The organism is Gluconobacter sp. ESL1110 (assembly GCF_058107395.1).
Map to the genome: position 1 here is coordinate 1 of NZ_JBYLUK010000006.1, position 23,109 is coordinate 23,109.

Annotated in this window: 25 protein-coding genes and 1 pseudogene; 15 read left to right on the forward strand and 11 right to left on the reverse strand. The window is 57.0% G+C overall.

The window, feature by feature from the left end:
* Positions 1-420 (forward strand): annotated as a pseudogene (locus AC3B6F_RS02770) (glycosyltransferase family 2 protein); the annotation flags it as partial.
* On the opposite strand, the gene AC3B6F_RS02775 reads toward AC3B6F_RS02770, so the two are convergent.
* A complete protein-coding gene (locus tag AC3B6F_RS02775; protein WP_489823320.1) occupies positions 410-940 on the reverse strand; it encodes a biliverdin-producing heme oxygenase in 531 nt (176 codons plus the stop codon). The pseudogene AC3B6F_RS02770 and the gene AC3B6F_RS02775 sit on opposite strands and share 11 nt — an antisense overlap.
* 108 nt (positions 941-1,048) lie before the next feature.
* Here AC3B6F_RS02775 and AC3B6F_RS02780 point away from each other — a divergent pair, with 108 nt between their 5' ends.
* From AC3B6F_RS02780 to AC3B6F_RS02790, 3 genes are all read left to right on the forward strand, one after another.
* Entirely contained in the window at positions 1,049-3,163 is a 2,115-nt protein-coding gene (locus AC3B6F_RS02780; protein ID WP_489823321.1) for an AsmA family protein, read from the forward strand.
* A gap of 83 nt (positions 3,164-3,246) precedes the next feature.
* Positions 3,247-4,578 (forward strand): NCS2 family permease, encoded by a 1,332-nt coding sequence (locus tag AC3B6F_RS02785; RefSeq protein WP_489823322.1) that lies wholly within the window; start codon positions 3,247-3,249, stop codon positions 4,576-4,578.
* A gap of 51 nt (positions 4,579-4,629) precedes the next feature.
* The gene (locus AC3B6F_RS02790; protein WP_489823323.1) at positions 4,630-5,412 is read left to right on the forward strand and encodes a hypothetical protein; all 783 of its coding nucleotides are present in this window, start codon (positions 4,630-4,632) and stop codon (positions 5,410-5,412) included.
* 131 nt (positions 5,413-5,543) lie between these two features.
* Here AC3B6F_RS02790 and AC3B6F_RS02795 read toward each other — a convergent pair whose 3' ends face one another.
* Positions 5,544-6,023 (reverse strand): hypothetical protein, encoded by a 480-nt coding sequence (locus AC3B6F_RS02795; protein ID WP_489823324.1) that lies wholly within the window; start codon positions 6,021-6,023, stop codon positions 5,544-5,546.
* A 12-nt stretch (positions 6,024-6,035) separates the two neighbouring features.
* Entirely contained in the window at positions 6,036-6,380 is a 345-nt protein-coding gene (locus tag AC3B6F_RS02800) for a hypothetical protein (protein WP_489823325.1), read from the reverse strand.
* 137 nt (positions 6,381-6,517) lie between these two features.
* On the opposite strand from AC3B6F_RS02800, the gene AC3B6F_RS02805 reads away from it, so the two are divergent.
* The 5 genes from AC3B6F_RS02805 to AC3B6F_RS02825 all read left to right on the forward strand — a co-directional run bounded on the left by AC3B6F_RS02805 (position 6,518) and on the right by AC3B6F_RS02825 (position 10,769).
* Positions 6,518-6,772, forward strand: a complete 255-nt coding sequence (locus AC3B6F_RS02805) for a sulfurtransferase TusA family protein (RefSeq protein ID WP_026017447.1) — start codon at positions 6,518-6,520, stop codon at positions 6,770-6,772.
* Between the two features lie 97 nt (positions 6,773-6,869).
* Positions 6,870-7,121, forward strand: a complete 252-nt coding sequence (locus AC3B6F_RS02810; protein WP_010501909.1) for an exodeoxyribonuclease VII small subunit — start codon at positions 6,870-6,872, stop codon at positions 7,119-7,121.
* On the forward strand, positions 7,118-8,023 hold the full coding sequence (locus tag AC3B6F_RS02815) for a polyprenyl synthetase family protein (RefSeq protein ID WP_010501911.1): 906 nt from the start codon (positions 7,118-7,120) through the stop codon (positions 8,021-8,023). Before AC3B6F_RS02810 ends, AC3B6F_RS02815 begins: the two co-directional genes overlap by 4 nt.
* 4 nt (positions 8,024-8,027) lie before the next feature.
* Positions 8,028-10,010 (forward strand): 1-deoxy-D-xylulose-5-phosphate synthase, encoded by a 1,983-nt coding sequence (dxs, locus tag AC3B6F_RS02820; protein ID WP_489823326.1) that lies wholly within the window; start codon positions 8,028-8,030, stop codon positions 10,008-10,010.
* Positions 10,011-10,013: 3 nt separating this feature from the next.
* Positions 10,014-10,769 (forward strand): TlyA family RNA methyltransferase, encoded by a 756-nt coding sequence (locus AC3B6F_RS02825; RefSeq protein ID WP_489823327.1) that lies wholly within the window; start codon positions 10,014-10,016, stop codon positions 10,767-10,769.
* On the opposite strand, the gene AC3B6F_RS02830 is transcribed toward AC3B6F_RS02825, so the two are convergent.
* Both AC3B6F_RS02830 and AC3B6F_RS02835 read right to left on the reverse strand, forming a co-directional pair.
* Entirely contained in the window at positions 10,729-11,304 is a 576-nt protein-coding gene (locus AC3B6F_RS02830; RefSeq protein WP_489823328.1) for a TetR/AcrR family transcriptional regulator, read from the reverse strand. The genes AC3B6F_RS02825 and AC3B6F_RS02830 overlap by 41 nt on opposite strands.
* The gene (locus AC3B6F_RS02835; RefSeq protein ID WP_489823329.1) at positions 11,301-11,768 is read right to left on the reverse strand and encodes a nuclear transport factor 2 family protein; all 468 of its coding nucleotides are present in this window, start codon (positions 11,766-11,768) and stop codon (positions 11,301-11,303) included. The genes AC3B6F_RS02830 and AC3B6F_RS02835 overlap by 4 nt, the downstream gene beginning before the upstream one ends.
* 128 nt (positions 11,769-11,896) lie before the next feature.
* On the opposite strand from AC3B6F_RS02835, the gene rlmN reads away from it, so the two are divergent.
* The 3 genes from rlmN (at position 11,897) to AC3B6F_RS02850 (ending at position 14,925) form a co-directional block, all read left to right on the forward strand.
* Positions 11,897-13,108 (forward strand): dual-specificity RNA methyltransferase RlmN, encoded by a 1,212-nt coding sequence (gene rlmN / locus AC3B6F_RS02840; protein ID WP_061928879.1) that lies wholly within the window; start codon positions 11,897-11,899, stop codon positions 13,106-13,108.
* 72 nt (positions 13,109-13,180) lie between these two features.
* Complete coding sequence (locus tag AC3B6F_RS02845) at positions 13,181-14,413, forward strand: argininosuccinate synthase (protein WP_007282854.1); 1,233 nt, start codon at positions 13,181-13,183, stop codon at positions 14,411-14,413.
* Positions 14,414-14,436: 23 nt separating this feature from the next.
* Entirely contained in the window at positions 14,437-14,925 is a 489-nt protein-coding gene (locus AC3B6F_RS02850; RefSeq protein WP_034880451.1) for an FKBP-type peptidyl-prolyl cis-trans isomerase, read from the forward strand.
* A gap of 27 nt (positions 14,926-14,952) precedes the next feature.
* On the opposite strand, the gene AC3B6F_RS02855 is transcribed toward AC3B6F_RS02850, so the two are convergent.
* Complete coding sequence (locus AC3B6F_RS02855; protein ID WP_211568550.1) at positions 14,953-15,495, reverse strand: thymidine kinase; 543 nt, start codon at positions 15,493-15,495, stop codon at positions 14,953-14,955.
* 96 nt (positions 15,496-15,591) lie between these two features.
* On the opposite strand from AC3B6F_RS02855, the gene AC3B6F_RS02860 reads away from it, so the two are divergent.
* From AC3B6F_RS02860 to trpS, 3 genes are read left to right on the forward strand one after another with little or no spacing between them, the layout of a single operon-like run.
* Complete coding sequence (locus AC3B6F_RS02860) at positions 15,592-16,077, forward strand: c-type cytochrome (RefSeq protein WP_489823330.1); 486 nt, start codon at positions 15,592-15,594, stop codon at positions 16,075-16,077.
* The gene (locus AC3B6F_RS02865) at positions 16,074-16,523 is read left to right on the forward strand and encodes a c-type cytochrome (protein ID WP_062504695.1); all 450 of its coding nucleotides are present in this window, start codon (positions 16,074-16,076) and stop codon (positions 16,521-16,523) included. Before AC3B6F_RS02860 ends, AC3B6F_RS02865 begins: the two co-directional genes overlap by 4 nt.
* Before the next feature lie 39 nt (positions 16,524-16,562).
* A complete protein-coding gene (gene trpS / locus AC3B6F_RS02870; RefSeq protein ID WP_010501927.1) occupies positions 16,563-17,552 on the forward strand; it encodes a tryptophan--tRNA ligase in 990 nt (329 codons plus the stop codon).
* Here trpS and lpxB read toward each other — a convergent pair.
* From lpxB to rpmI, 5 genes are all read right to left on the reverse strand, one after another.
* Complete coding sequence (gene lpxB / locus AC3B6F_RS02875) at positions 17,542-18,807, reverse strand: lipid-A-disaccharide synthase (protein ID WP_489823331.1); 1,266 nt, start codon at positions 18,805-18,807, stop codon at positions 17,542-17,544. The two genes, trpS and lpxB, sit on opposite strands and share 11 nt — an antisense overlap.
* Positions 18,804-21,272 carry a phenylalanine--tRNA ligase subunit beta gene (gene pheT / locus AC3B6F_RS02880; protein WP_489823332.1) on the reverse strand — a complete coding sequence of 823 codons (2,469 nt, stop codon included), beginning with the start codon at positions 21,270-21,272 and terminating at the stop codon, positions 18,804-18,806. The genes lpxB and pheT overlap by 4 nt, the downstream gene beginning before the upstream one ends.
* A gap of 1 nt (position 21,273) precedes the next feature.
* Positions 21,274-22,344 (reverse strand): phenylalanine--tRNA ligase subunit alpha, encoded by a 1,071-nt coding sequence (pheS, locus tag AC3B6F_RS02885; protein ID WP_010501933.1) that lies wholly within the window; start codon positions 22,342-22,344, stop codon positions 21,274-21,276.
* 101 nt (positions 22,345-22,445) lie between these two features.
* On the reverse strand, positions 22,446-22,805 hold the full coding sequence (rplT, locus tag AC3B6F_RS02890) for a 50S ribosomal protein L20 (RefSeq protein WP_007282845.1): 360 nt from the start codon (positions 22,803-22,805) through the stop codon (positions 22,446-22,448).
* 14 nt (positions 22,806-22,819) lie between these two features.
* On the reverse strand, positions 22,820-23,020 hold the full coding sequence (gene rpmI, locus AC3B6F_RS02895; RefSeq protein ID WP_010501937.1) for a 50S ribosomal protein L35: 201 nt from the start codon (positions 23,018-23,020) through the stop codon (positions 22,820-22,822).
* Between the last annotated feature and the right edge of the window lie 89 nt (positions 23,021-23,109).

Here is a 23,109-nt window from a genome sequence, read left to right on the forward strand (position 1 = left end):
TCTCACCCGGCATATCTCATTACAGAGCGCCTCTGTTCCGTATCCTGTCTGGATGTGGAGCAGTCCCCATGCCTTCTCCCGATCGTCCCGCTAAAACTTGATCCCGAGAGACGTCTCATTGTGTCTCCTCTGACGGATCAAAACGTGGCACTCCCAATACCCGACCAAGCACTCGTCAAGCATACGCCCTCTGCAGAGCTTTCCAATCGAATCACCGCATTCACGGTCCTCTGTCAGGGTGGGCACACTCTTGCCGCGCTTTTGCGAGGGCTTGAAAGATTGCCCACTCCAGACGCAACTGCTTTGGGATGCGCCATTGCAATGCTTCCACCCGACGAAGCAGAGCGGTTGTCTGAAGCCTTTCCAGGCCTTGTTCCCCGCAACATTCGCCCCACCAAATACGCGTCACCTACCCCCTGACTGTTGCGGCCTTCCGGAAAAGGTCGAACGCTGACGTCACGCCATCCATGACTGATTGACGGTAACTGTCGTCAGCATTCTGAAGACGTTCTCTCAAAGTTTGAAGGAAAGCTGGCCACGCGCCTTTTTCGTGCCCTGCCGAAAGATAGGTGTGCGGCAAACCTGCACCAACCTGGGCAGCCAGCATTTTACCGCCAAGCCGCGATCCTTCCAGAACATACAAAGCCCCGAGTGGAGCCCCTGCTCCTGAAGGAGGCTGCCAATCCAGATACTCCGGAAGATCATGCCCCAATTCAGCAAGGTCGCTTCGGAGATACTCCGTCCGTTCGCGCCAGGATGGAAGGTTCACAATTGTTTTCAACCAGGCTTCAACCTGCGGCAAAACACGTCCGTGCGCCTGTAGAAACGCCGTGTAGGAAGCAGCATCTGACAGACTGAATCCCGAATAGGCTTTGTCGACCTGCTCATGAATGGTGCGGCTGACTTCACGCAGCTTGGTCAGAGGGTCGTCTTCACGCATTTCCGTACTCTTTTCCCTGCGAGCGAAACTGGCCCGACTGCAAATCGTATTCATACCAATGCAGTCATCTTTTCAATCCTGCCAGACTTTTCGTAATGGGGAATTACAATGGTGAGTGAAACATCTTCGTCCCCCGGATCAACCAGTCGTAGTCGGCACTTAGCCCTTAAGACGACCGGTGGTGTCTTCGGGGTCCTCGCTCTTGGCATCCTCATTCTGATCATGATCTGGCAGTGGGACTGGTTTGTCCCTCTTATCAATCGCAAAGCCTCTGACGCGCTTCATCGACCGGTCAGCATTGCTCATCTCCATGTGTCGCCGGGGCTTAGAACCAGCGTTACGGTCGATGATCTGAAGATTTCCCAACCCGAAGGATTCAAAAAGGAAAAGGCAGATTTCGCATCTGCGAAATCCCTGACAGTCAAAGTAGATGTCTGGCGCTATCTGACGAGACGTGGGCTTTTTATTCCAGTCATTCGGATGGATACGCCCAAGGGCGATGTCATTTCCCGGATAAATGGCCAGAACAACTATACCTTCGGCGGCACGACTGAGAAGGCAGAAACACAAACGCCATCAAAGCCCATGACCTTACCGGACATTGGCGAAATTGATATTCAGGATGCCGATATCCGGCTGGCGCTCGCACAGCTCAAGACCGACATGCACGTCTTGATTCACACAACGCCACCACAGAACGGCACCAAGGGTAATGTTGTTGTGGATCTCAAGGGCCGTTACGCCCAGGCGCCAATTAATGGTCATATCGTTGGAGGCGCCCTGCTCTCCCTGACACAACCCGCAGAGCCTTATCCCATTGATGGGCGCATTGAGAATGGTCCGACCTATGCCACTCTGAAAGGTACGGTTGATGATCCTCTGCACTTCAAGGGCACGAAGCTAGCACTTCACTTTGCAGGACCGGACATGTCTTTGCTCTACGGTCTGACAGGCATACCCATCCCGCATACACCTGCCTACAGCATCACGGGTAATCTCAGTTACTCCGAGAGCGCCATTCGTTTCCAGAAATTTGAAGGCAGGATGGGCTCGTCCGATATCGGCGGCGACATCAACGTCAACCCGCATCTCAAGCCCCCCTTCGTCGAAGCGGCACTCCATTCCCATTCGGTTGATCTGGCCGATCTGGGAGGGTTCGTTGGTGCCAAAACAGGCGAAGCAAAAAAGACTGCTTCGCCCAGCCGCAGCGTTCTGCCTGACCAGAAAATCAATGTTCCCAAGCTGAATGCCGTGAATGCGCATGTCACCTATCACGGTGATCATATCCGCAACAAAGACTGGCCTCTGGACAACATCGATACGGAATTTGAAGTCAAAGATGGTGCCATCGATCTGAAGCACCTGTCTTTTGCGACCGGTTCGGGAAAAATCATTGCAACAGCAACGCTGCAACCGACTAAAAACGAACAGTTCCGAACGAAATTCCGTCTGGATGTTTCTCGTCTGCCCCTATCCCGAATCATGAAGGCTACGGACACCTTCAAGGGTGAAGGGACAATTGGCGGCCATATCACACTCACATCAACCGGCAATTCCGTCGCGTCTCTGGTTGCCAATGGCGATGGCGGAACCACGCTGGTACTGGATCGCGGGGGCGATGTGACGGCACTTCTGCCCGACCTTCTGGGCCTCAAACTGGGCTCTGCCGTTCTTTCCGCACTTGGAATCCCGGACCGATCCAAGCTGGAATGCCTCGTGGCGGACATGCCTCTGGACAACGGTATCCTGAAAACAAAGTCCCTCCTGCTACAAACAGAAACGACCCGTACGACCGGGACAGGCACAGTCAACTTTCACAATGACACGCTGGATTACGCCGTTACTACGCGCGCCATCCATCCACAGATCCTCTCCTTACCCGGCGCGGTTCACATTTTTGGCCCTCTTAGTAGCCCCAATATTTTGCCTGGAGCAGAACTTGTTGGCCGGGTTGCTGCCTCTGTAGGGCTTGGCGTCCTGTTCCCGCCCGCAGCGTTGATCCCGACGATCCAGCTTGGTGTCGGAGAAGGCTCTGCTTGTGAGCGCGCAGTTCAGGAAGCCAACACAAATCCGGCTGCTGGAATTGCACCGGGTGGCACCACAGGCGCAGGAGTCAGCAGCGTGCCGCATCCTGAAAAACAGAGCGGAACAGGCAAGCCTATAAAACACCTGACACCATCCCAGGTGCGCAAAGCATGGGCACAAAAATCGAAGCCGAAATGAAAAAACATCAGAGCCCCATGGCGGAATGAGCATTTTTCACTATAGCTGAGCACAATGTTCGTTCCCGCCGGAGTGCCTGATCGTTGCTGTCCACACTCGACCGCTGGTTTCATATTTCCGCCCGTGGCTCCACCGTACCCCGTGAGATCGTTGCTGGTCTGACGATCTTTGGCGCCATGGCCTATATCGTCGCCGTCAATCCTTCCATCCTGTCCGCCGCGGGGCTGGACCGGCATGATATGGTCATGACGACCATCGCCGGAGCGGTTGCTGGCACATTGCTGATGGCGCTCTGGGCGCGGCTCCCCATTGCGCTGGCTCCCGCCATGAGCAGCAATGTGCTGTTTGCACAGGTTGTGGTTCAGCAGGCGCATGTCAGCCCACGCACAGCCTTTACTGTCGTCTTGTTCAGCGGCCTCTGCTTCACGGCGCTTTCGCTCAGCCAAATCAGACAGCGCATCATCCGTGGTTTTCCGCCCTCAATCGTTCTGGGCATCCAGGTCGCCCTCGGCGCCTTCATTGCCCGTATTGGCCTGACGACCGGCGGTATCGCGGTACCTACCGCGCAGGGTCTGACCTTCGGTTCCCTGAGCGATCCATCAGTCCTCCTCAGTATGGCGGGCGTACTTCTCTGTGCGGTTCTGGTCGTCCTGCGTGTTCCAGCCGGGCTGCTTCTTGCCATTTCAACCCTGACGGTTGCAGGCCTTTTCATCCATACGGACAAGGGTACGATCACAACCCTGCCTGCCCATGCTGTGGACTGGCCACATTATCCGACCAACCTCTTCCTGCCCTTTGATTTTGCCGGTTTCTTTTCCCATCTCGGCCTGCTCATCCCCATCACGCTTTACTTCCTCATCAGCGATTTTTTTGATGCAACGGCCACTATGATGAGCGTGGCTCACCGTGCGGGACTGGATGGAACACCGGAGAAGCCAGCACTCGATCATCGCGCTTTTGCCTCGGACGGTGCCGCCAGCATCATTGGTGCCAGCCTCGGGACCTGTACGGTTTCAGCATATGTGGAAAGTCTGGCCGGCGTGGAAGCTGGTGGCCGTACAGGGCTGAGCGCACTGGTTGTGGCACTTCTGTTCGCTGTATCGTCCGTTTTCTGGCCACTGATCACTGCCATTCCAGCAATCGCAACAGCGCCTGTTCTGGTTCTCGTGGGGCTGAACATGCTCGGAAGCCTGCATCGCGTTGCAGACAATCCCTCCGATGCCATTCCGCCTTTGACAATGCTGCTCATCGCAGGCGTGACCGGCAATTTCATGCTCAGCCTGTCCTGTGGTCTGCTCCTTTATACCGGACTGGCGCTCGCCCTGCGAGACTTCAAACGTCTGACACCGATCGTTCTTGGCCTTGATGCCGCATTTCTTCTCTACATGATTCTTCAGAGCCATATGGGCAGCTAAGGACTTTAATCGCTCTCAATTTAAGTCTTTGTTAAGAGGGGCAGGCCCAACATGCACAGCATGAGTGCCAGCCCCCATATTTTTATCGCGACACCCTGCTTCGGCGGATCTGTTACCCAGTCCTACATGCAGTCCGTCATCGGTTGCATGGCGGAAGCCGCCTCCCAGAATATCCGCCTGACGCTGTCAACGCTGGGAAGCGATGCGCTGATTACCAGAGCCAGAAATACGCTTCTGCATCAGTTCATCACCATGACAGATGCAAGCCATTTGCTTTTTATCGACAGCGATATCGGTTTTTCATTTTCGGATATTCAGGCTCTCCTTGCCGCTGACAAGCCTGTTATCGGGGGCGTATATCCCCTCAAATCCCATTACTGGGACAAGAATACAGAGCGTTTTCTCGCATCGGGCGAGCCCCCTGAAACTGCCAGTCTCCGCTATGTTGGAGATTGTGCGGCTCTTTATGAAGAAAAAACGCCTTCGGATGTGGCTCAGGTCTCTTATGTTGGAACAGGCTTCCTTTTATTAACCCGCGCAACCATTCAACGCATGACCGCTGCCTATCCAGAGAGCCGCTATAGACGGATTGATGCTCAACAGAGCGGAGACCACAGCCCATTTACCCATGAACAAACAGACGCGTTCGCTCTCTTCGATTGTATGATCGAACCAGAGACCCGAACCTATCTTTCCGAAGATTATGCCTTTTGTCGCAGATGGATCGACATTGGCGGAACAGTCTGGATTCACCGTGGTCTGATACTTTCCCACACTGGCCCGGCAACCTTTTGTGGGAATCCTGCAAACCGGATATTGCCACTCGTCAGATAATTATAAAAACCAATCAAATAAAACTCTTCCGCGTCAGCAACGCCACTATTCCGTCATAATAAGGCGGTTTAAGGTCAGGTCTGCGGTGTCGGGAGCGTGATGCATACAAGTCCCCGGCATCGCTCATTCTTCTATGCCTGCAATGCCGCCTTGAAATAGACGGCATTCGCGCTAGGGTCAGCCGCACCCAGAACCGTATTATAATGCACCTTATGATAGCGACTGAGGGCATAAGGGTCATGCGCACCCGGCAGAGCCTCTTTCACGCGATAAAAACGAATACGGGCCATCGCGCAGGCATATCGCAGGTTTGTAATCATCTGGGCGCTACGGGGCAGATCCGGCGCCAGCATCTCCTCCAGAAGACAACCAAGGCGTTTTCCCACTGGGAAACGGAGAAAGTTGTTCCAGCAATCGTCATGTGTTGCTGGTTCCATTTGCCACAATCCAAGCGCAGGGCCTCCGCCGACCTGCTTCAGATACATGCCTCGACTTTCTGCAAGTGCCGTTCCAGTCAGGAGGTTAACAGCCGCTGCTCCTCCGAGTCCAAGACCCGTCAGTGTGGGGTCAACGACACAATGCTTAAGTTGAGCAACATCAAGTCCAGTCATGATGCCGCCCCCTCAATGCGTACTCAGGGACAGGGCAAAATGCACCATCCCTGTGCCAAGAATAGATGTCGCCAATGTCACAAGAGCCGTCAGAACCGCACGTCCACCGATCAGACGGTCCAATTTTCCATTCACAATCCTGTTACCGTCATCCATCTTGGTCTCAAGAGATTTCATCTGGTTACGAAGAGAACTGATCTCCTGACGCATTTCTGTCCGCAGTTGCTCATACCGATCAGACAATCCTCCAGCCACGGTTTCCAACCGCAGAACCCGGTCTTCCAGAACCCGCAACGTATAGGCACGGCGCTCATTTCTCTCAGAAACCGATGGGCTCTCGCACACCTGCTTTTCCATACATTCTCCAAAAACAGAAAAAGCGCCCCGAAGGACGCTTTATGGCATTAAGCCACAAATATAGAAAAATCCTCACATTCCAGCAACGGAAAAACGATCTCTTGGCCCGCGATCCATGCCGAGGCATAACGGACACCATGACATTACCTCCGACGGAGACCCTGCTGGACCTGCGTGGTCTCGCCTGCCCCATGCCTGTTCTCAAGGCGAACCGTGCGCTCCGCGACATGACGCCCGGCGCCCGCCTTCGCATTCTGGCGACAGATCGCGCCTCGGTGGCAGATTTCCAGTCTTACTGCCGTGAAACAGGACATGCCCTCGTCGCCTTTACCGAAAGCGCAGGCGTCCTGTCCTTCGTCATCCGCAGGCGTGCAGAAACGCAACCCTTCTGAGGAAACTCCCCCGTTCCCATGCACAGGGCTGGCAAAAGCTGTCATCTGGCTGTAATCCCTCGCTACCTTGTTTCCAAAACATGTCCTGAGGCTTTCCATGCCCGAACCTATTGATGCCATGTCTTTCGAAGAGGCTCTCTCCGAGCTGGAGCGGATCGTCCGTGGCCTTGAGGGCGGACAGATGAAGCTTGAAGACGCCATTTCAGCCTATGAACGCGGTGCTGCCCTGCGCAAACACTGCGATGCAAAGCTGGGAGAGGCCGAAATGCGTGTGCGTGCCATCGTGCAGAACGATGACGGCAGCACAGGCACGGAGCCTCTTGCCGATACCGGAGAGACCGGCCGATGAGTGCCACCACCACGTCCACCTCCCTCAAGGAGGCTCTCGCCCACGCCTGCACGGATATTGAAGCGACAATCGACGCTCTGCTCCCAATGGTCCCGGGTGACGAATCCGTTCTTCTCGAAGCCATGCGCTACGCCTCCCTCGGCGGCGGCAAGCGTCTGCGCGGCTTTCTGGCCGTAGAAGTTGCTTCCCTGTTTGGAGCGGATCGTCAGGCCGCACTGCGCGTTGCGGCGTCCGTCGAGATGCTGCACGCCTACTCGCTGGTGCATGACGATCTCCCTTCCATGGATGACGATGATCTGCGCCGCGGACAACCCTCAACGCACCGCCAGTTTGACGAAGCGATTGCCATTCTTGCGGGCGATGCCCTCCAGACACGCGCGTTCGAAATCCTCGTTGAACCTGAAACCAGCCCGGATGCCACAATCCGCGCCAATCTGGCCCTCGCTCTGGCCCGTGCTTCCGGCGCGGCTGGCATGGTTGGTGGTCAGGTCGTGGATATTCGCGGTGAAGGCCGTGCCCTGCCGCTGAACGACGTCCGCCGCCTTCACGCTCTGAAGACAGGCGCCCTGATCCGCTACGCAGCAGAGTCTGGTGCCATTCTGGCTGGCGTGAACGATGAACGCCGGGACGCCATCGTCGCTTATGGTCGTGATCTTGGAACGGCTTTTCAGGTCGCTGACGATGTTCTGGACACGACCGCAAGCGCCGAGGAACTCGGCAAGACTGCTGGCAAGGATGAAGCCAGCGGAAAATCAACCTATGTCTCCCTGCTCGGCATTGACGGAGCCCGCGCCGAGGCCCGCCGCCTGAGCGATCAGGCCCGGGAGGCCCTTTCATCTTTCGGCGCACAGGCCGCAGCCCTCAGGGCCCTTGCAGACTACGTCGTCGAGCGCAGGAACTGATTTCATGAGCAACCCGTCTTCTACGATTCCTACTTACGGCCGCTATCCGGTTCTGGACCGCGTAACGCTGCCATCAGACATGCGGAATCTTTCCGTCGATCAGCTCAAGCAGCTTGCTGACGAACTGCGCTCAGAAACGGTTGACGCCGTTTCCACGACCGGCGGCCATCTTGGTGCGTCGCTTGGCGTCGTCGAACTGACCGTCGCGCTGCACGCCGTATTCAACACGCCTGATGACCGGATCATCTGGGACGTTGGCCATCAGGCTTACCCGCACAAAATTCTGACGGGCCGTCGTGATCGCATCCGTACGCTGCGTCAGCCAGAAGGCCTGTCCGGTTTCACCCGTCGCGCGGAAAGCGAATACGACCCGTTCGGTGCAGCACATTCTTCCACATCCATTTCCGCCGGTCTCGGCATGGCTGTGGCGCATCATCTCCACGCCGAAAAAGATCCGAGCTACCACGAACGCAACGTGATTGCGGTCATCGGTGACGGTTCCATTTCCGCTGGCATGGCTTACGAAGCCATGAACAACGCCGCCGTTGCAGGGCCAGGCGCAAACCGCCTGATCGTGGTGCTGAACGACAACGAAATGTCGATCGCCCCTCCGGTTGGCTCAATGTCGAACTACCTGTCGCGTCTGATGTCCTCACGCCAGTTCTTCGGTCTGCGGGATCTGGCTGGCAAGGTCGCTAAGCGCCTGCCCGGCAAGATCGAGCGCACAGCCAAGCGCGCCGAAGAATATGCCCGTGGCATGATCACTGGCGGCACGCTGTTTGAAGAACTTGGCTTCTATTATGTCGGCCCGGTTGACGGCCATGACATGAGCCAGCTTGTTCCCATCCTGCGCAACCTCCGTGATGCGGACGATCAGGGACCGATCCTGCTCCACATCATCACGGAAAAGGGTCGCGGCTATAAGCCTGCCGAAACTGCAGGCGACAAGTACCATGCCGTCAACAAGTTCAATGTTGTAACGGGCGAGCAGAAGAAGGCTCCAGCCGGTCCGCCAAGCTATACGTCCGTTTTCAGCCGCGAACTGATGCGCCGCGCCAAGACCGACGACAAGCTTGTCACAGTCACGGCTGCCATGCCGTCCGGCACCGGCCTGACAGCTTTCGCAAAAGCCTATCCTGACCGTTTCTTTGACGTCGGTATCGCAGAGCAGCACGCCGTCACTTTTGCTGCTGGCATTGCATCCGAAGGTCTGCGTCCGTTCTGCGCAATCTATTCGACGTTCCTTCAGCGCGCCTACGATCAGGTCGTCCATGACGTTGCCCTGCAGAACCTGCCGGTCCGCTTTGCGATCGACCGTGCAGGTCTCGTTGGCGCTGACGGCGCAACGCATGCCGGTTCTTTCGACCTGAACTACCTGTGCTGTCTGCCGAACATGATCGTCATGGCACCGTCTGACGAAATCGAACTGCTCCACGCGACTGCAACGGCCTGCGAATACGATGCTGGCCCGATCGCTTTCCGTTACCCGCGTGGCAGCGGGATTGGTCTGGACCTGCCTGAAAAGGGAGAAGTTCTGGAAATCGGTAAGGGTCGTATCGTTCGCGAGTCCCGTCAGGCTCCGGGCACACGTTCCGGTGTCGCCATCCTGTCGCTGGGAACCCGTCTGCACGAATCCCTTCGCGCAGCAGACCAGCTTGCCGCACAGGGCGTCGCCGTAACTGTCGCAGATGCACGCTTCGCCAAGCCGATCGACACCAAGCTGGTGGATGACCTGGTCGCACAGCATGACGTACTGATCACGCTGGAAGAAGGTGCTATCGGCGGCTTCAGCAGCCTGGTCGTTCAGCATCTTGCTGAAACCGGCAAGCTGGATACGGTGAAGTTCCGTCCGATGGCACTGCCAGACAAATACATCGACCATAACAACCCCGACGTTCAGTACGACGAAGCTGGCCTGACGGCTCCGCACATTGTGCGCACTGCTGCTGCAGCGCTGGGCGTTGAAGTCGCCCAGCAGTCCGCCTGATCCATGGCTAAACGCCGTGCAGACCAGCTCCTCGTTGATCGGGGGCTGGTCGAAAGCCGGACCCGCGCCCAAGCCCTCATCATGGCGGGTCTGGCCTATAATGGGGACAGGCGCATCGCGAAGGCTGGTGACCAGATTCCCGAGGATGCTCCCTTATCCCTCAAAGGGCAGGATCATCCCTGGGTGTCCCGCGGTGGCCTGAAGCTCATTCATGGCATCGAGCATTTTGGGCTGGACCCGAAAGGCCGTATCGCCATTGATGTCGGTGCCTCCACAGGCGGTTTTACAGATGTTCTGCTGACCCATGGCGCCAGCAAGGTCTATGCCGTCGACGTCGGGCACGGTCAGCTTTCATGGAAGATCCGCTCCGACGAGCGGGTCGTCGTCATGGAAAAGACGAATGCCCGCGCCCTCACGGCGGAGCAAATCCCTGAAGTGGCTGGCATTGTCGTCTGTGACGCAAGCTTCATTGGCCTCAAGACAGTACTTCCCGCCGCTCTGGCCCTGACAACGCCTGACGCATGGGCGATTGCGCTGATCAAGCCTCAGTTCGAAGCAGGTCGCGGAGAAGTGGGGGCAAAAGGTGTGGTGCGAGATCCTGCCGTCCATGACCGTGTCTGCGCCGAAATCCGGGACTGGTTTGCCTCACTCCCTGGCTGGGAAGTCCTTGGAATCGAAGCCAGCCCGATTACTGGCCCCGAAGGCAATCGGGAATTTCTTATTGCAGCCCGCCGCACGGAAATGCCAGCCGACGCCTGAATGACTGCATCCGACGCAGGAAAATCCCTGCATCGGATCGCGCATGCGCCAGAACCAGAGCCCCTTGAATCCCACTGACAATCTCTTCTGCAAGATCAGTGGCTTCCTCCTGAGGCTTTCCAGATTTGTGAATCGCTGAGGCCAGAGCGGTCTGCCAGTCGGAAAAATAAGCCTGGATCTGTGTCCCGAACGGCGTGTCCCCATCCAATGCCATAAGGCCCATCAGACAAATTCTCTGACCTGACTGGAAATACTGTTCCGTACTCCGAAACATGCGTTCAATTCCCGCCGACGGATCTTCAGTCACTTTAAGCGGCACAAAAATTTCTGTCTCAAACCATCGCTGGATATGAGCCAGCACTTCGGTGGCCATCTGCTCTTTCCCATGCGGGAAAAGGTTATAAAGACTCCCCTTTCCCAGCCCGGTTGCGGTGGTCAAACGACTAAGAGAAGTCCCCTCATATCCATGGCGCCGGAAGACCTCAGCAATTGCCTGAAGAACTGGATCACGGTCCCGACGGAAAGAAGTCGTCACAGACCCATCTCACTCAGCCCTGGATGAAAATCAGGCCGCACCGATTCTTCCCAACGGAATAAACGCTCTGCCTCTCCGATCCGGACGTCATTGATACTGGCATGCCGTTCATCCATCAGCCCGGCATCATTGAAGCGCCAGTTTTCGTTTCCATAAGAACGCCACCACTGACCACTCTGATCGCGCCATTCATAGGCGAACCGTACCGCGATCCTGTTTCCATCAAATGCCCAAAGCTCCTTAATCAGACGGTACTCGAGTTCCCGTTCCCATTTCCGGGTAAGAAATGCCGTAATTTCAGCCTGACCAGCGAGAAATTCATCCCGATTTCGCCAACGGCTATCCTGCGAATAGGCCAGAGCTATCCGCTCCGGGCACTGACCATTCCATGCATCTTCTGCAGCACGAACTTTCTGTATGGCCGTTTCACGCGTGAACGGCGGCAGGGGTGGTCTGATGTTCATGGTGCAGTTTCCTGATTGAAAGTGGCGTGCCCAATTTGTACCGATTGGTACAAAGAGTCCATCCCATTGCATCAAGACTCACTTTCCTTTGGAAATCCGCGCTCTCTCCGTGCTATGGGTCCGCCGCCATGACCGTCCTGACACACCCAGATACCCGCCCGCGCATCAACTCCGTCGCTTCAGATGATCTGAACGAGGCCGAGCGGGAGCGTATCCGCGCGAAATCCGCCCTCTTCGCTCCACCGGAAGCCCGGCTGGAAGATGGCCGCCGCGATCTGGTTGGCATGTCGCGTGAGGAACTTGCCACCCTGATGACCGAAATTGGCGAAAAGCCATTCCGGGCAAAGCAGATCTGGCACTGGATCTACCACCAGGGCGCAACCGACTTTTCGAAGATGAGCACCATTGCCAAGCCTCTTCAGGCGAAGCTGGCAGAACACTTCATCGTCGGCCGCCCCACGACAACGACGGAACAGACATCCGTCGATGCTACCCGCAAATTCCTTTTCCGCTTCCGCGACGGACAGGAAGCCGAGACGGTCTATATTCCGGACCGCAAGGAAGATCGCGGTGCGGTGTGCATTTCGTCACAGGTCGGTTGCACCCTCTCCTGCACATTCTGTCATACCGGGACCCAGAAGCTCGTCCGCAACCTGGGACCGGCAGAAATCGTCGGCCAGTTCATGGCAGCACGGGACAGCTACAAGGAATGGCCAAGCCCGAGCGCAGACATGCCGCGCTTCCTGTCCACCATCGTTTTGATGGGAATGGGTGAGCCGCTCTATAATTATGACAACGTGGCCAAGGCCATGCGCATCATCATGGATGGTGAAGGCATTGCTCTGTCGCGCCGCCGCATCACGCTGTCCACATCCGGTGTCGTCCCGATGATGGACCGCTGCGGCGATGAACTCGGCATCAATCTTGCCATCTCCCTCCACGCCGTCACGAACGATCTACGCGATCAGATCGTCCCGCTGAACCGGAAATATCCGATCGAAGAACTCATGGCGGCCTGCAGACGCTATCCGGCAGCGTCGAATTCCCGCCGAATCACGTTCGAATACATCATGCTGCGCGGCGTCAATGACAGCGAAGCCGATGCCCGTGAACTGGTGCGCCTGATCAAGGACATGCCAGCCAAGGTCAACCTGATCCCGTTCAACCCATGGCCTGGTTCAGACTTCAAACCGTCCACACGAGAGCAACTCGCAAAGTTTGCGAAAATTGTGATGGATGCAGGCTTTGCCTCTCCGATCCGTACCCCACGTGGGCAGGACATTCTTGCGGCCTGCGGGCAGCTCAAGACCGAAAGCGAGCGTCAGCGCAAAACCGCCTGACGCCCGGTTTCCCTCACGAACGCGGGATGCTAGAAACGCCTTCCGAACGAAAACCATAAGGACCACGCAGTTATGAGCGCCCATCAGGACGTCAAGAAAGTCGTTCTCGCCTATTCCGGCGGGCTGGACACTTCGGTCATCCTCCGATGGCTCCAGAAGACCTATAACTGCGAGGTCGTGACCTTTACGGCCGATCTTGGTCAGGGCGAAGAGCTGGAGCCAGCACGCAAAAAGGCCGAGATGTTCGGCGTGAAGGAAATTTTCGTCGAAGATCTGCGCGAGACCTTCGTCAAGGACTACGTCTTCCCGATGTTCCGTGCGAACACGGTCTATGAAGGCCAGTACCTGCTCGGCACGTCCATCGCCCGCCCGCTGATCGCCAAGCGCCAGATTGAGATCGCCGAAGCTGTTGGCGCGGATGCTGTGGCTCACGGCGCAACCGGTAAGGGCAACGATCAGGTCCGTTTCGAACTGGGCTACTATGCCCTAAAGCCGGACGTGAAGGTCATTTCCCCATGGCGTGAATGGGAGCTGACCTCCCGGACGAAGCTGCTTGAGTTTGCAGAAGAAAACCAGATCCCCGTCACGAAGGACAAGCGCGGCGAAGCCCCGTTCTCCGTTGACGCGAACCTTCTGCACTCCTCGTCCGAAGGCAAACTGCTCGAAGACCCGGCTGTAGCGCCTGACGAAATCGTCTTCCAGCGCACCATCTCCCCGGAAGCCGCGCCGGACAAGGCTACGGAAATCAGCATCGACTTCGTCAACGGTGACCCGGTTGCCATCAATGGCGTTGCAATGAGCCCGGCAACACTGCTGACGCGCCTGAACGAACTAGGCCGCGAAAACGGTATTGGCCGTCTGGATATTGTGGAAAACCGCTTCGTGGGCATGAAGTCCCGCGGCATCTACGAAACGCCGGGCGGTACGATCCTGCTGGCCGCTCACCGCTCTATCGAGAGCATCACGCTGGACCGCGAAGCTGCCCACCTCAAGGACAGCATCATGCCGCGCTATGCCGAGCTGATCTATAACGGCTTCTGGTTCTCGCCTGAGCGCCGGATGCTTCAGGCTCTGATCGATGCCAGTCAGCATTCCGTCAATGGTCGCGTCCGCATGAAACTCTACAAGGGCAACGTCGTTTGCGTCGGTCGCGAGAGCCCGAACAGCCTGTACGATACCCGCGTTGTGACATTCGAGGACGACGAAGGCGCGTACAATCAGCAGGATGCGCAGGGTTTCATCAAGCTCAACGCACTGCGCCTGCGTCTCGGTGGCCAGATTGGCCGTCGCGGTGGCGCACTCTGATCCATAACCAGTTGCGGGGGACCATGACCAGCCTGTTTCGCCTTACATCAGCCCTGACCCTTTGTGGTGCACTCCTTGCGGGGTGTGCCGGACACAAAGAAGACGCGCCTGAACTGACGCCTGAGCAGTTCATGGCGAAAGTGCGGGCAGAACCGGGCGTCAAGACCCTCCCCGACGGGCTGTCTTACAAGGTTCTGAAATCAGGACCAAAGGACGGGGAAAGTCCGCATCGTGGCTCCACCATGATGGTGATCTATGAAGGCCGTCTGCCGGATGGGGGCATTTTTGACAGCTCCGACCAGCATGGTAACGGCGCTTACATGGAAATGCCGCTGGATGGTCTGGTCGAAGGCTGGCTTGAAGCGCTGCCCATGATGCATGTTGGGGATGAGTGGATGCTCTACCTTCCCGCCAAGCTAGGTTATGGCAAGCGCTCCATGGGCATCATTCCGCCGAACAGCCCTCTGATCTTCAAGATCCAGCTTCTGGGCGTCAACAACGGGCAGCAGTAAAAACTGCCCTACCCTTCCAGAGAAGCCTCAGGGCTTTTCTGGAAGGCACCAGTGTGCATTGCACCGCGCTTCATACAGTTCCTGATCGCCCGTCTCGAGAAGACGCCCTGTTTCATGCGTCTTGGCCGTCCAGCGTGCAGGATCGTTGCAGGTATGGCACCGGGCCTCAAGATGAATGATATCGTCGGCAAACTGCATTAGTTTTGAAACGATTTCGAACGGTTGCTGTCGATAATCACTATCCAGCCCGCCAACAGTCACTATCGCCCCGCGCAGTTTTGCAGCCTGCAATTCCGCAACAATGTCGCCCTCATAATGCGGGGCAACCATGAACTGCACTTCGTCCAGCACGATATGATCGTATTCATCCGCCTGTGAGGGCCACTGACGCACGGATCGGGCAGCAAAATGTGATCCGTCCCGGCTCACCAGTTCGGCGCCATCCCGCGTATCGAATCCCGGCTTGAGAGCAAGAACACGCTCATGCGCAGCCGCGGCCTTGATCAGATGCGAGGATTTTCCTGCAAACATTGGCCCCACATACAGTACCAGACGTCCCTTGCTGCTCATGCTTTCTCCCTTCGATAGCGCCCATGAGCCCTATCGGGACGGATTTGCCAAGACCCGCCCTTGCTGAATGCGGTCTGAAAATGCGACAAACAGTCCGTGATCAGATTAGACCCCGCAATCCGGCTTCCCCTGTTTATCGCCATTTTTCTGGCGATTGCATTTGTCGTCGGTCATGCTTGGGAAAATCGTGAACAGGCGCCTCGCGAATATTCGAATGAATGCAGCATCTGCCATCACGGTGGACATGGACAGGTCCGGGCCGTCGCTCCGATCTTTGGTCGGGTCGGCCATATCGCACTGACGCCAGAAGGCCACCGCTACATCATTCATGTGCTGTTGAATGGTCTTGATGGCCCCATTACCGCAGGCGGCGCATCCTACAACAGCTCCATGCCTTCATTTCACCGACTTCCCGACGATGAAATCGCACGGATCCTGACATTTGTGGCCAGTCAGGAAATGTCCTCCGGTGGCCCGACCTTTACAGCCGCAGAAATCGCTGAAGAGCGCAAACATCCGCTTTCTCCCGAAGAAGTTCTGCTCGAACGCCAGAAACTGGAACAGCAGACGCCTCTGCTATGAAACGGATCGCTCTTCCTCTCTGCCTCGCTCTGACCTCTTGTGGAAAGAAGCCGGCTGGACAAGCCGTTTACGGCCCGAACTGCGGAATTTGCCATCATGGTGGCAGCGGCATGCCGGGCGAAACGCCTCCCCTGGTTGGTCGGCTGGACGTCATTGCCCAGACTCCGGAAGGCCGCCATTACCTTGCGACGGTTCTTTTGAACGGACTTCGCGGGCGTTTTGACACGCAGGGGTATCGTTATGACTATTCCATGCCCGCTTACCGTGATCGCCTCAATGATCAGCAGATCGCCGATGTCCTGAACTGGCTGATCGTCCGGGGCCAGAGCAAACCCACACCTGCCCTTACGGCAGCCGAGGTCGCCAGCGTCCGCGCCCAACCGGGCGACCCCGCAACCAGTTATCAAGAACGCCAGATCCTCAATCAGAAGCACCCGCTTCCATGAGGGCATTGATTTTCCCCAAAGCCGAAGACTGAGTTCATCATGCAGCGTGTATTTTCCGGCATTCAGCCGACCGGTATTCCTCATCTGGGTAACTACCTGGGCGCCATCCGCAACTGGGCCGCCATGCAGGCAGACCATGACTGCGTTTTCTGCCTCGTGGATATGCATTCCCTCACGATGCCCTGGACTCCGGAAGATCTCCGGAAGCAGACCCTCGGTTCCGCCGCGTGCCTTCTGGCAACAGGCATTGAGCCGACGCGCCTCTACAACCAGTCTGCCGTTAGCGCCCATGCCCGTCTCGGCTGGATTTTCAACTGCGTCTCCCGCCTTGGCTGGCTGAACCGTATGACCCAGTTCAAGGACAAGGCAGGCAAGAACCGGGAAAACCATTCTGCTGGTTTGTATGTTTATCCAAACCTGATGGCCGCTGACATTCTGGCGTTCCATGCCACCCGCGTGCCCGTTGGCGATGACCAGAAGCAGCATATCGAACTGGCCAATGACATCGCCCAGAAGTTCAACCATGACATGGGCACGGATTTTTTCCCGCAAATCGAGGCATTCATTCCGCCAGCAGCAGCCCGCGTCATGAGCCTGCGCGATGGTACGAAGAAAATGTCCAAATCAGACCCATCCGAGCAGAGCCGGATTGTCCTGACCGATACGCCAGATGAAATTGCTCTGAAGATCCGCCGTGCCAAGACAGATTCCGAAGTTCTGCCGAGTGAAGTTGAAGGCCTTGGCGACCGTGCAGAAGCACGCAATCTGGTGGCGATTTACGCCGCAATGTCAGGAGAAACGATGTCTGACGTTCTGGCACGCTTCGGTGGCCAAGGATTTGGACCGTTCAAGAGTGCTCTGGCAGATCTGCTGGTGGAGAAAATTGGTCCCGTGGCTACCGAGACTGCACGCCTGATGCAGAACGAAGATCATATCATCTCCGTCCTGCGTGCAGGTGCCGATCGTGCCCGTGAGATTTCCGAGCCAATCGTGCAGGAAGCCGAGCGTCTGGTCGGCTTTATTCGCTAAAAACTTTGGCCTGTCTGGGTGAGCGGGAAACCGGCTCATCCAGTAGATCCATGATTTCGGACGCCGCTGCATCCGCCGGGGTTCCAACGGGCGGCGAGAGTTTTTCAAGCACTTCCGCAAATGCCATACGCTGTTTGTCAGCCGCCGCAGGATCATCCAGAAGCTTGCCAATCGTCGCGGCCAGCTTCTCAGGCGTGCAGTTTTCCTGAAGCATTTCAGGGACCACTTCCCGGCCAGCCAGCAGATTGACCATGGCGACATACGGCACCTTGATCATCCGACGTGCCATCATCGCTGTCACGGGATTGACGCGGTATGTGACCACCATGGGAACGTTCCCCATAGCCAGTTCAAGGGTGGACGTCCCAGATTTCGTCAGCGCGCCCTGAGCCGCCGCGAACGCATCATGCTTGTCATGAATGTCCGTCACGATATGGGGCTGCACTGGCCATTTCCGGATCAGGTTTCGCACCGTTGGTGCAATGACAGGTGCAACTGGAATAACCGGGCAGATATCTGGATGCGTCTTGCGAAGAATATCCAGCATTTTGCGGAAAACGGGCAGCAGTTTCGGAACCTCAGAGCGACGGCTTCCCGGCATCAGGATCAGAACAGGCGCATTGTCCGGAATATTATGCCGACACCGGAAACGGGCAGCGTTTCCCTGTCTTACACCGGACTGGAGAACCGGGTGCCCGACAAAACGCGCTTCCAGCCCACGCTGTGCAAACCATTCCGGCTCAAACGGGAGAAGGCACAGAAGCCTGTCCCAAAGACCCGGAAACTCCTTTACGCGCTTTTCACGCCAGGCCCAGACTTGAGGGGCAACGTAATGAACACGCTTGATCCCTGAATTTTCGATTTTCTGAAGCAGCCGGAGAGTAAAGCCCGGACTGTCGATCGTTACTACGAGGTCAGGTTTGCGCAGTTCAATATCCTGCACAGCCTCAAGAAGACGCTGCCTGAGATGCTTCACCTTCGGCAGAACTTCAACCAAACCCATGACGGCGAGATCACTCATGGGAAACAGACTATGCAGCCCCAGAGCCTCCATCCGACCACCGCCAACTCCGGCAAACACCAGAGTCGGGTCCTGCGCATGCAGTGCCAGCATGAGACGGGCACCAATCACGTCTCCGCTGGCTTCTCCTGCCAAAATCCAGATCACACGCCCATGCTGGGGAACAGGCGCCCCCGACTTGAAAGACCTGTTCATCGACTGATCGCCTGATCCGGAGTCTGCAAGAGAATTCATCGACGCAGCGTGGCCCCTGTTGCCTTGAGAACTGCACCTTCTACCGATTTGGAAAGCGCTTCAAGGCCAGCCTCGGTCAGACTCTCGGTCTGCGGCTGAAGAACAACCTCCACACCGAGCGAACGATACCCTTCCGGCAGGCTCCCACCTTCGAAAACGTCAAAGAGACGCACATCCTGAATAAGGTTCCGATCCGCCATGCGAACAGCCTTCAAAACACCCTGTGCCTCGACATCCGGTCCGACAAGGAATGCGAAGTCACGACGAACTGGCTGAAGTGCTGACAGAACAGGCGCGGACTTCTTCTTGGCCTTCGGCTGCGGAATACGATCCAGATACAGTTCAAACGCTACAACCGTTCCACTCAGTCCGAGCGCACGCGCCACGCGAGGATGAAGCTCACCGAAAGTTCCGAGAACGAGCTTCGGCCCCTGACGCACCTGACCAGAACGACCCGGATGGTAGAAGCCGGGGGCGTCTGCCGTTACGGACAGCGAGGCTTCCGGCACACCAAGCGCGCTCAGAGCTGCCGTCAGATCTGCCTTGGCATCCCAAAGCGTCGCTTCCTGTGCTACACGACCCGGTTCACGGGCCGTCAAACCACCACGCAGACCTGCAAGACGCAGATGCTGCCCTTCAAAGTCAAAGCACGGCCCGATTTCGAAGAGCGATCCTTCGCCCGAGAGGCCCAGCCCGCGAGCCAGATTACGCCCCAAAGCGCGCGCCAGATTGACGAGTGGCGTTGGACGCAACTGATCCAGATCAGTTGCAATCGGGTTCAACAGACGCTGCGTCTCAGGCACATCCCCGAAAAGGACCGCATCTTCATTGGCGACAAATGAGAAGCCAACTGTTTCCATCATGCCGCGCGCTGCACAGATCCGGCGCAGGAGTGCAGTCCGCGCCTGTAGAGGCGTTACGGCAGGAGCAGAAATCATTGCCGTCTGTGGAAGCGGGACAGGAGGGACAGCATCCAGCCCGTAAAGGCGCAGCACTTCTTCCACAAGGTCGCATTCCGCTTCCATGCGCGACACGCTGGCTGCCGCCTTGGCGGCAACGTCTTCGTCCAGTGTTGCGGCCTGGGCCAGCACCTGTCCGGACGCGACGTCATTCCTCCAGGACGGAACTGCGAATGTTGCGCGCTCATCGTCACGCTCGACAACTTCGAAGCCGAGATGCTCCAGGGAGCGAACAGCGTCATCAGCCGGAATCTGTACGCCACCCAGTGTTGCCAAACGCTCGAAACGGAGAGTCGCCGTACGCTTCCAGTTTGGCACCGCGCCAGCTTCCGTGATCTCGCTTGGCTCACCTCCGCAAAGATCCCGGATCATGATGGTGGCGGCTTCAAGACCACTCCGCACCAACGCTGGATCAATACCACGCTCGAAACGCTGACGTGCATCGGTATGAATGGCCAGACGTCGACCTGTCAGGGCGATACGAACGGCATCGAACAGAGCGGACTCAACAAACACATCTGTTGTGCTCTCATCCACTCCGCTCTGCTGACCACCCATAATGCCTGCAAGAGACTGCACCCCGGCATCATCGACGATGACCATATCATCCGTACCAAGGACGTATTCGTTGCCGTCCAGTGCCGTAAACGTCTCGCGTGCGGCATGGGTAACGGTCAGAGTAGTGCCAGAAAGTTTTGCAACATCAAAAACATGCAGCGGACGGCCGAGGTCGAATGTAAAGTAATTCGTGACGTCAACCAGCCTGGAAATCGGCTTGAGACCAACAGCCTTCAGTCGGCGCTGAAGCCACTCTGGGCTGGGACCATTCTTCACGCCTCGAATGATGCGCCCCACGATATAGGGACAGCCCGGATTTTCCGTCTTCCACGTAATCGGAGACTCGAAATCCCCTTCAACGGCTTCCGTTAACCACGGCTTAAGGTGGCCAATCCCTGCCGCAGCAAGATCACGCGCAATGCCGCGAATGCTCAGAGCATCGCCACGGTTTGGCGTAATCGCAATTTCAATGACCGGGTCATCAAGCTCGGCATACGTTGCATATGCCTCACCGATCGGGGCTGTTTCCGGCAACTCGGCAATGCCATTGCTTTCCTCACCGAGACCCAGTTCGCGCAGGGAGCACAGCATGCCGCCGCTTTCCTCACCACGGATCTTGCCCTTCTTGATGGTGATATCGAGCCCCGGGACATAAGTGCCTGGAGGTGCAAAAATCACATGCAAGCCAGCGCGTGCATTCGGTGCACCGCAAACGACCTGAAGGTCTTCATAACCCGCACCAGCAGCCACGCGGCAAAGCTGGAGACGGTCCGCATCCGGATGACGATGCGCTTCCAGAATTTTAGCGGTCCGAAAGCCAGCGAGCTTCTCGGCTGGATTTTCCACACCTTCGACTTCAAGACCAATGCCGTTCAGACGCGCACAGATCTCTTCACAAGAAGCCGTAAAATCAAGGTGTTCACGCAGCCATGAAAGAGAGAACTTCATGTCACACGCCCTCCGTCAGCGTGGCGGGGGAGAAAGCCGAAAATCCGTAGTGACGCAGCCAGCGCAGATCGCTCTCATAGAAAGAGCGTAGATCCGGGATACCATTCTTGAGCATGGCCAGACGCTCAACGCCCATGCCAAATGCAAAACCCTGCCACTCGGCTGGATCAAGGCCACAGTTGGCCAGCACGCGTGGATGGACCATGCCGGACCCGAGAACTTCCAACCAGTCAGAACCGCCACCGATTTCGCCGGTCGCCTTGGACCAGCCGATATCCACTTCCATGGACGGCTCAGTGAAGGGAAAGTAAGACGCGCGGAACCGCACCGGCAGATTGGGCTTGTCGAAATAGACACGCAGGAACTCGATCAGGCAGCCTTTCAGGTGCCCGAGCGTAATATTGCGATCGATGACCAGCCCTTCGCACTGATGGAACATTGGCGAATGGGTGGCATCATGATCTGCACGATAGGTACGGCCAGGAGCGATAATGCGGATGGGCGGCTTCTGACCCAGCATCGTCCGGATCTGAACGCCGGAGGTCTGCGTTCTCAGAACACGCGGCTCATTGGTTCCTGACTTCGGCGGCAGGTAGAACGTGTCGTGCTCGGTACGGGCTGGATGATGGTCTGGCGTGTTAAGCGCAGAGAAATTGTGCCACTGGCTCTCGACATCCGGTCCTTCAGCAACCGAAAAGCCCATCGCTCCAAAAATGGCCGTCATTTCTTCAATGGTACGGCTGATCGGATGAATAGCGCCCGTCGCAACCGACGGCGCAGGCATCGTCACATCCACCCGTTCGGACTTCAGGCGCGCTTCAAGAGCCTGTTCCTCGATCTCACGACCACGCTCCTCAATCGCTTTGGTCAGGTCGTCCCGCAGGCGGTTCAAAGCCTGTCCGCGCAGCTTGCGCTCTTCGGGATCAAGTTTTCCAAGCTGTTTGAGCAGCCCGGTCAGGGCACCAGACTTCCCCAGTGTTCCAACGCGAATGGCATCCCATTGCGCGCGATCCTGAGCAGCGCCCAGCGCAGCAAGAGTGTCATTCTTCAGCGTGTCGAGATCGTCAGCCATACCGCCCATCGCTTACAGTACAAATACAAAACGGGCCGCCCTGATAACAGGACGGCCCGCCAGTCACCAGCCCCCACACGTGGGGATCAGGTCTGAAAAGCTCAGGCTGCGAGAGCGGCCTGTGCCTTCTTGACGATTTCTGCGAATGCAGCTGCGTCGTCGAAAGCAATGGCAGCAAGGACCTTACGGTCGATCTCGATGCCAGCCTTGTCCAGGCCATTGATGAACTTGCTGTACGTCAGACCGTGCTCACGAACGGCAGCGTTGATACGCTGAATCCACAGGGCGCGAAAATCACGCTTCTTGTTGCGACGATCGCGATACGCATAGCGCAGCGCCTTCTCAACGCGCTCCAGAGCAATACGGTAGTTCGTAGACGAACGGCCGCGGTAACCCTTGGCGAGGTCGAGAACTTTCTTGTGACGGGCGTGCGTCGTTACGCCCCGCTTAACACGTGCCATGTTACCTTATCTCCTTAGAGCCCGTAGGGCGCCCACTGCTTGATGGTCTTAGCGTCCATATCCGTCATGGTCTGAGGACCACGGTTGGTGCGCTTCATCTTCTGCGGACGGTTGATAAGGCCGTGGCGCTTGTTGCCTGGGCCGCATGTTACCTTGCCGGTCGCGGTGATCTTGAACCGCTTCTTGACCGACGACTTGGTCTTCATCTTGGGCATTTCGGTCTCCCTCGCCGTAAACGATTGGTCCCACAAAAGCGGGACTCTGCACGGCCGGGCATGCCACTTGAGGCCCGGACGCGTACACG

Bases quoted from the DNA above. Each gene is read 5' to 3' on its own strand.
- AC3B6F_RS02865 (WP_062504695.1), top strand. From the start codon at position 16,074: ATGAAACGGATCGCTCTTCCTCTCTGCCTCGCTCTGACCTCTTGTGGA.
- AC3B6F_RS02795 (WP_489823324.1), bottom strand. From the start codon at position 6,023: ATGACTGGACTTGATGTTGCTCAACTTAAGCATTGTGTCGTTGACCCC.
- AC3B6F_RS02850 (WP_034880451.1), top strand. From the start codon at position 14,437: ATGACCAGCCTGTTTCGCCTTACATCAGCCCTGACCCTTTGTGGTGCA.
- AC3B6F_RS02835 (WP_489823329.1), bottom strand. From the start codon at position 11,768: ATGAACATCAGACCACCCCTGCCGCCGTTCACGCGTGAAACGGCCATA.
- rpmI (WP_010501937.1), bottom strand. From the start codon at position 23,020: ATGCCCAAGATGAAGACCAAGTCGTCGGTCAAGAAGCGGTTCAAGATC.
- AC3B6F_RS02845 (WP_007282854.1), top strand. From the start codon at position 13,181: ATGAGCGCCCATCAGGACGTCAAGAAAGTCGTTCTCGCCTATTCCGGC.
- rplT (WP_007282845.1), bottom strand. From the start codon at position 22,805: ATGGCACGTGTTAAGCGGGGCGTAACGACGCACGCCCGTCACAAGAAA.
- pheS (WP_010501933.1), bottom strand. From the start codon at position 22,344: ATGGCTGACGATCTCGACACGCTGAAGAATGACACTCTTGCTGCGCTG.
- AC3B6F_RS02805 (WP_026017447.1), top strand. From the start codon at position 6,518: ATGACATTACCTCCGACGGAGACCCTGCTGGACCTGCGTGGTCTCGCC.
- AC3B6F_RS02775 (WP_489823320.1), bottom strand. From the start codon at position 940: ATGCGTGAAGACGACCCTCTGACCAAGCTGCGTGAAGTCAGCCGCACC.
- AC3B6F_RS02810 (WP_010501909.1), top strand. From the start codon at position 6,870: ATGCCCGAACCTATTGATGCCATGTCTTTCGAAGAGGCTCTCTCCGAG.
- AC3B6F_RS02855 (WP_211568550.1), bottom strand. From the start codon at position 15,495: ATGAGCAGCAAGGGACGTCTGGTACTGTATGTGGGGCCAATGTTTGCA.
- AC3B6F_RS02800 (WP_489823325.1), bottom strand. From the start codon at position 6,380: ATGGAAAAGCAGGTGTGCGAGAGCCCATCGGTTTCTGAGAGAAATGAG.
- lpxB (WP_489823331.1), bottom strand. From the start codon at position 18,807: ATGAATTCTCTTGCAGACTCCGGATCAGGCGATCAGTCGATGAACAGG.
- trpS (WP_010501927.1), top strand. From the start codon at position 16,563: ATGCAGCGTGTATTTTCCGGCATTCAGCCGACCGGTATTCCTCATCTG.
- AC3B6F_RS02825 (WP_489823327.1), top strand. From the start codon at position 10,014: ATGGCTAAACGCCGTGCAGACCAGCTCCTCGTTGATCGGGGGCTGGTC.
- AC3B6F_RS02815 (WP_010501911.1), top strand. From the start codon at position 7,118: ATGAGTGCCACCACCACGTCCACCTCCCTCAAGGAGGCTCTCGCCCAC.
- AC3B6F_RS02790 (WP_489823323.1), top strand. From the start codon at position 4,630: ATGCACAGCATGAGTGCCAGCCCCCATATTTTTATCGCGACACCCTGC.
- AC3B6F_RS02780 (WP_489823321.1), top strand. From the start codon at position 1,049: ATGGTGAGTGAAACATCTTCGTCCCCCGGATCAACCAGTCGTAGTCGG.
- pheT (WP_489823332.1), bottom strand. From the start codon at position 21,272: ATGAAGTTCTCTCTTTCATGGCTGCGTGAACACCTTGATTTTACGGCT.
- dxs (WP_489823326.1), top strand. From the start codon at position 8,028: ATGAGCAACCCGTCTTCTACGATTCCTACTTACGGCCGCTATCCGGTT.
- rlmN (WP_061928879.1), top strand. From the start codon at position 11,897: ATGACCGTCCTGACACACCCAGATACCCGCCCGCGCATCAACTCCGTC.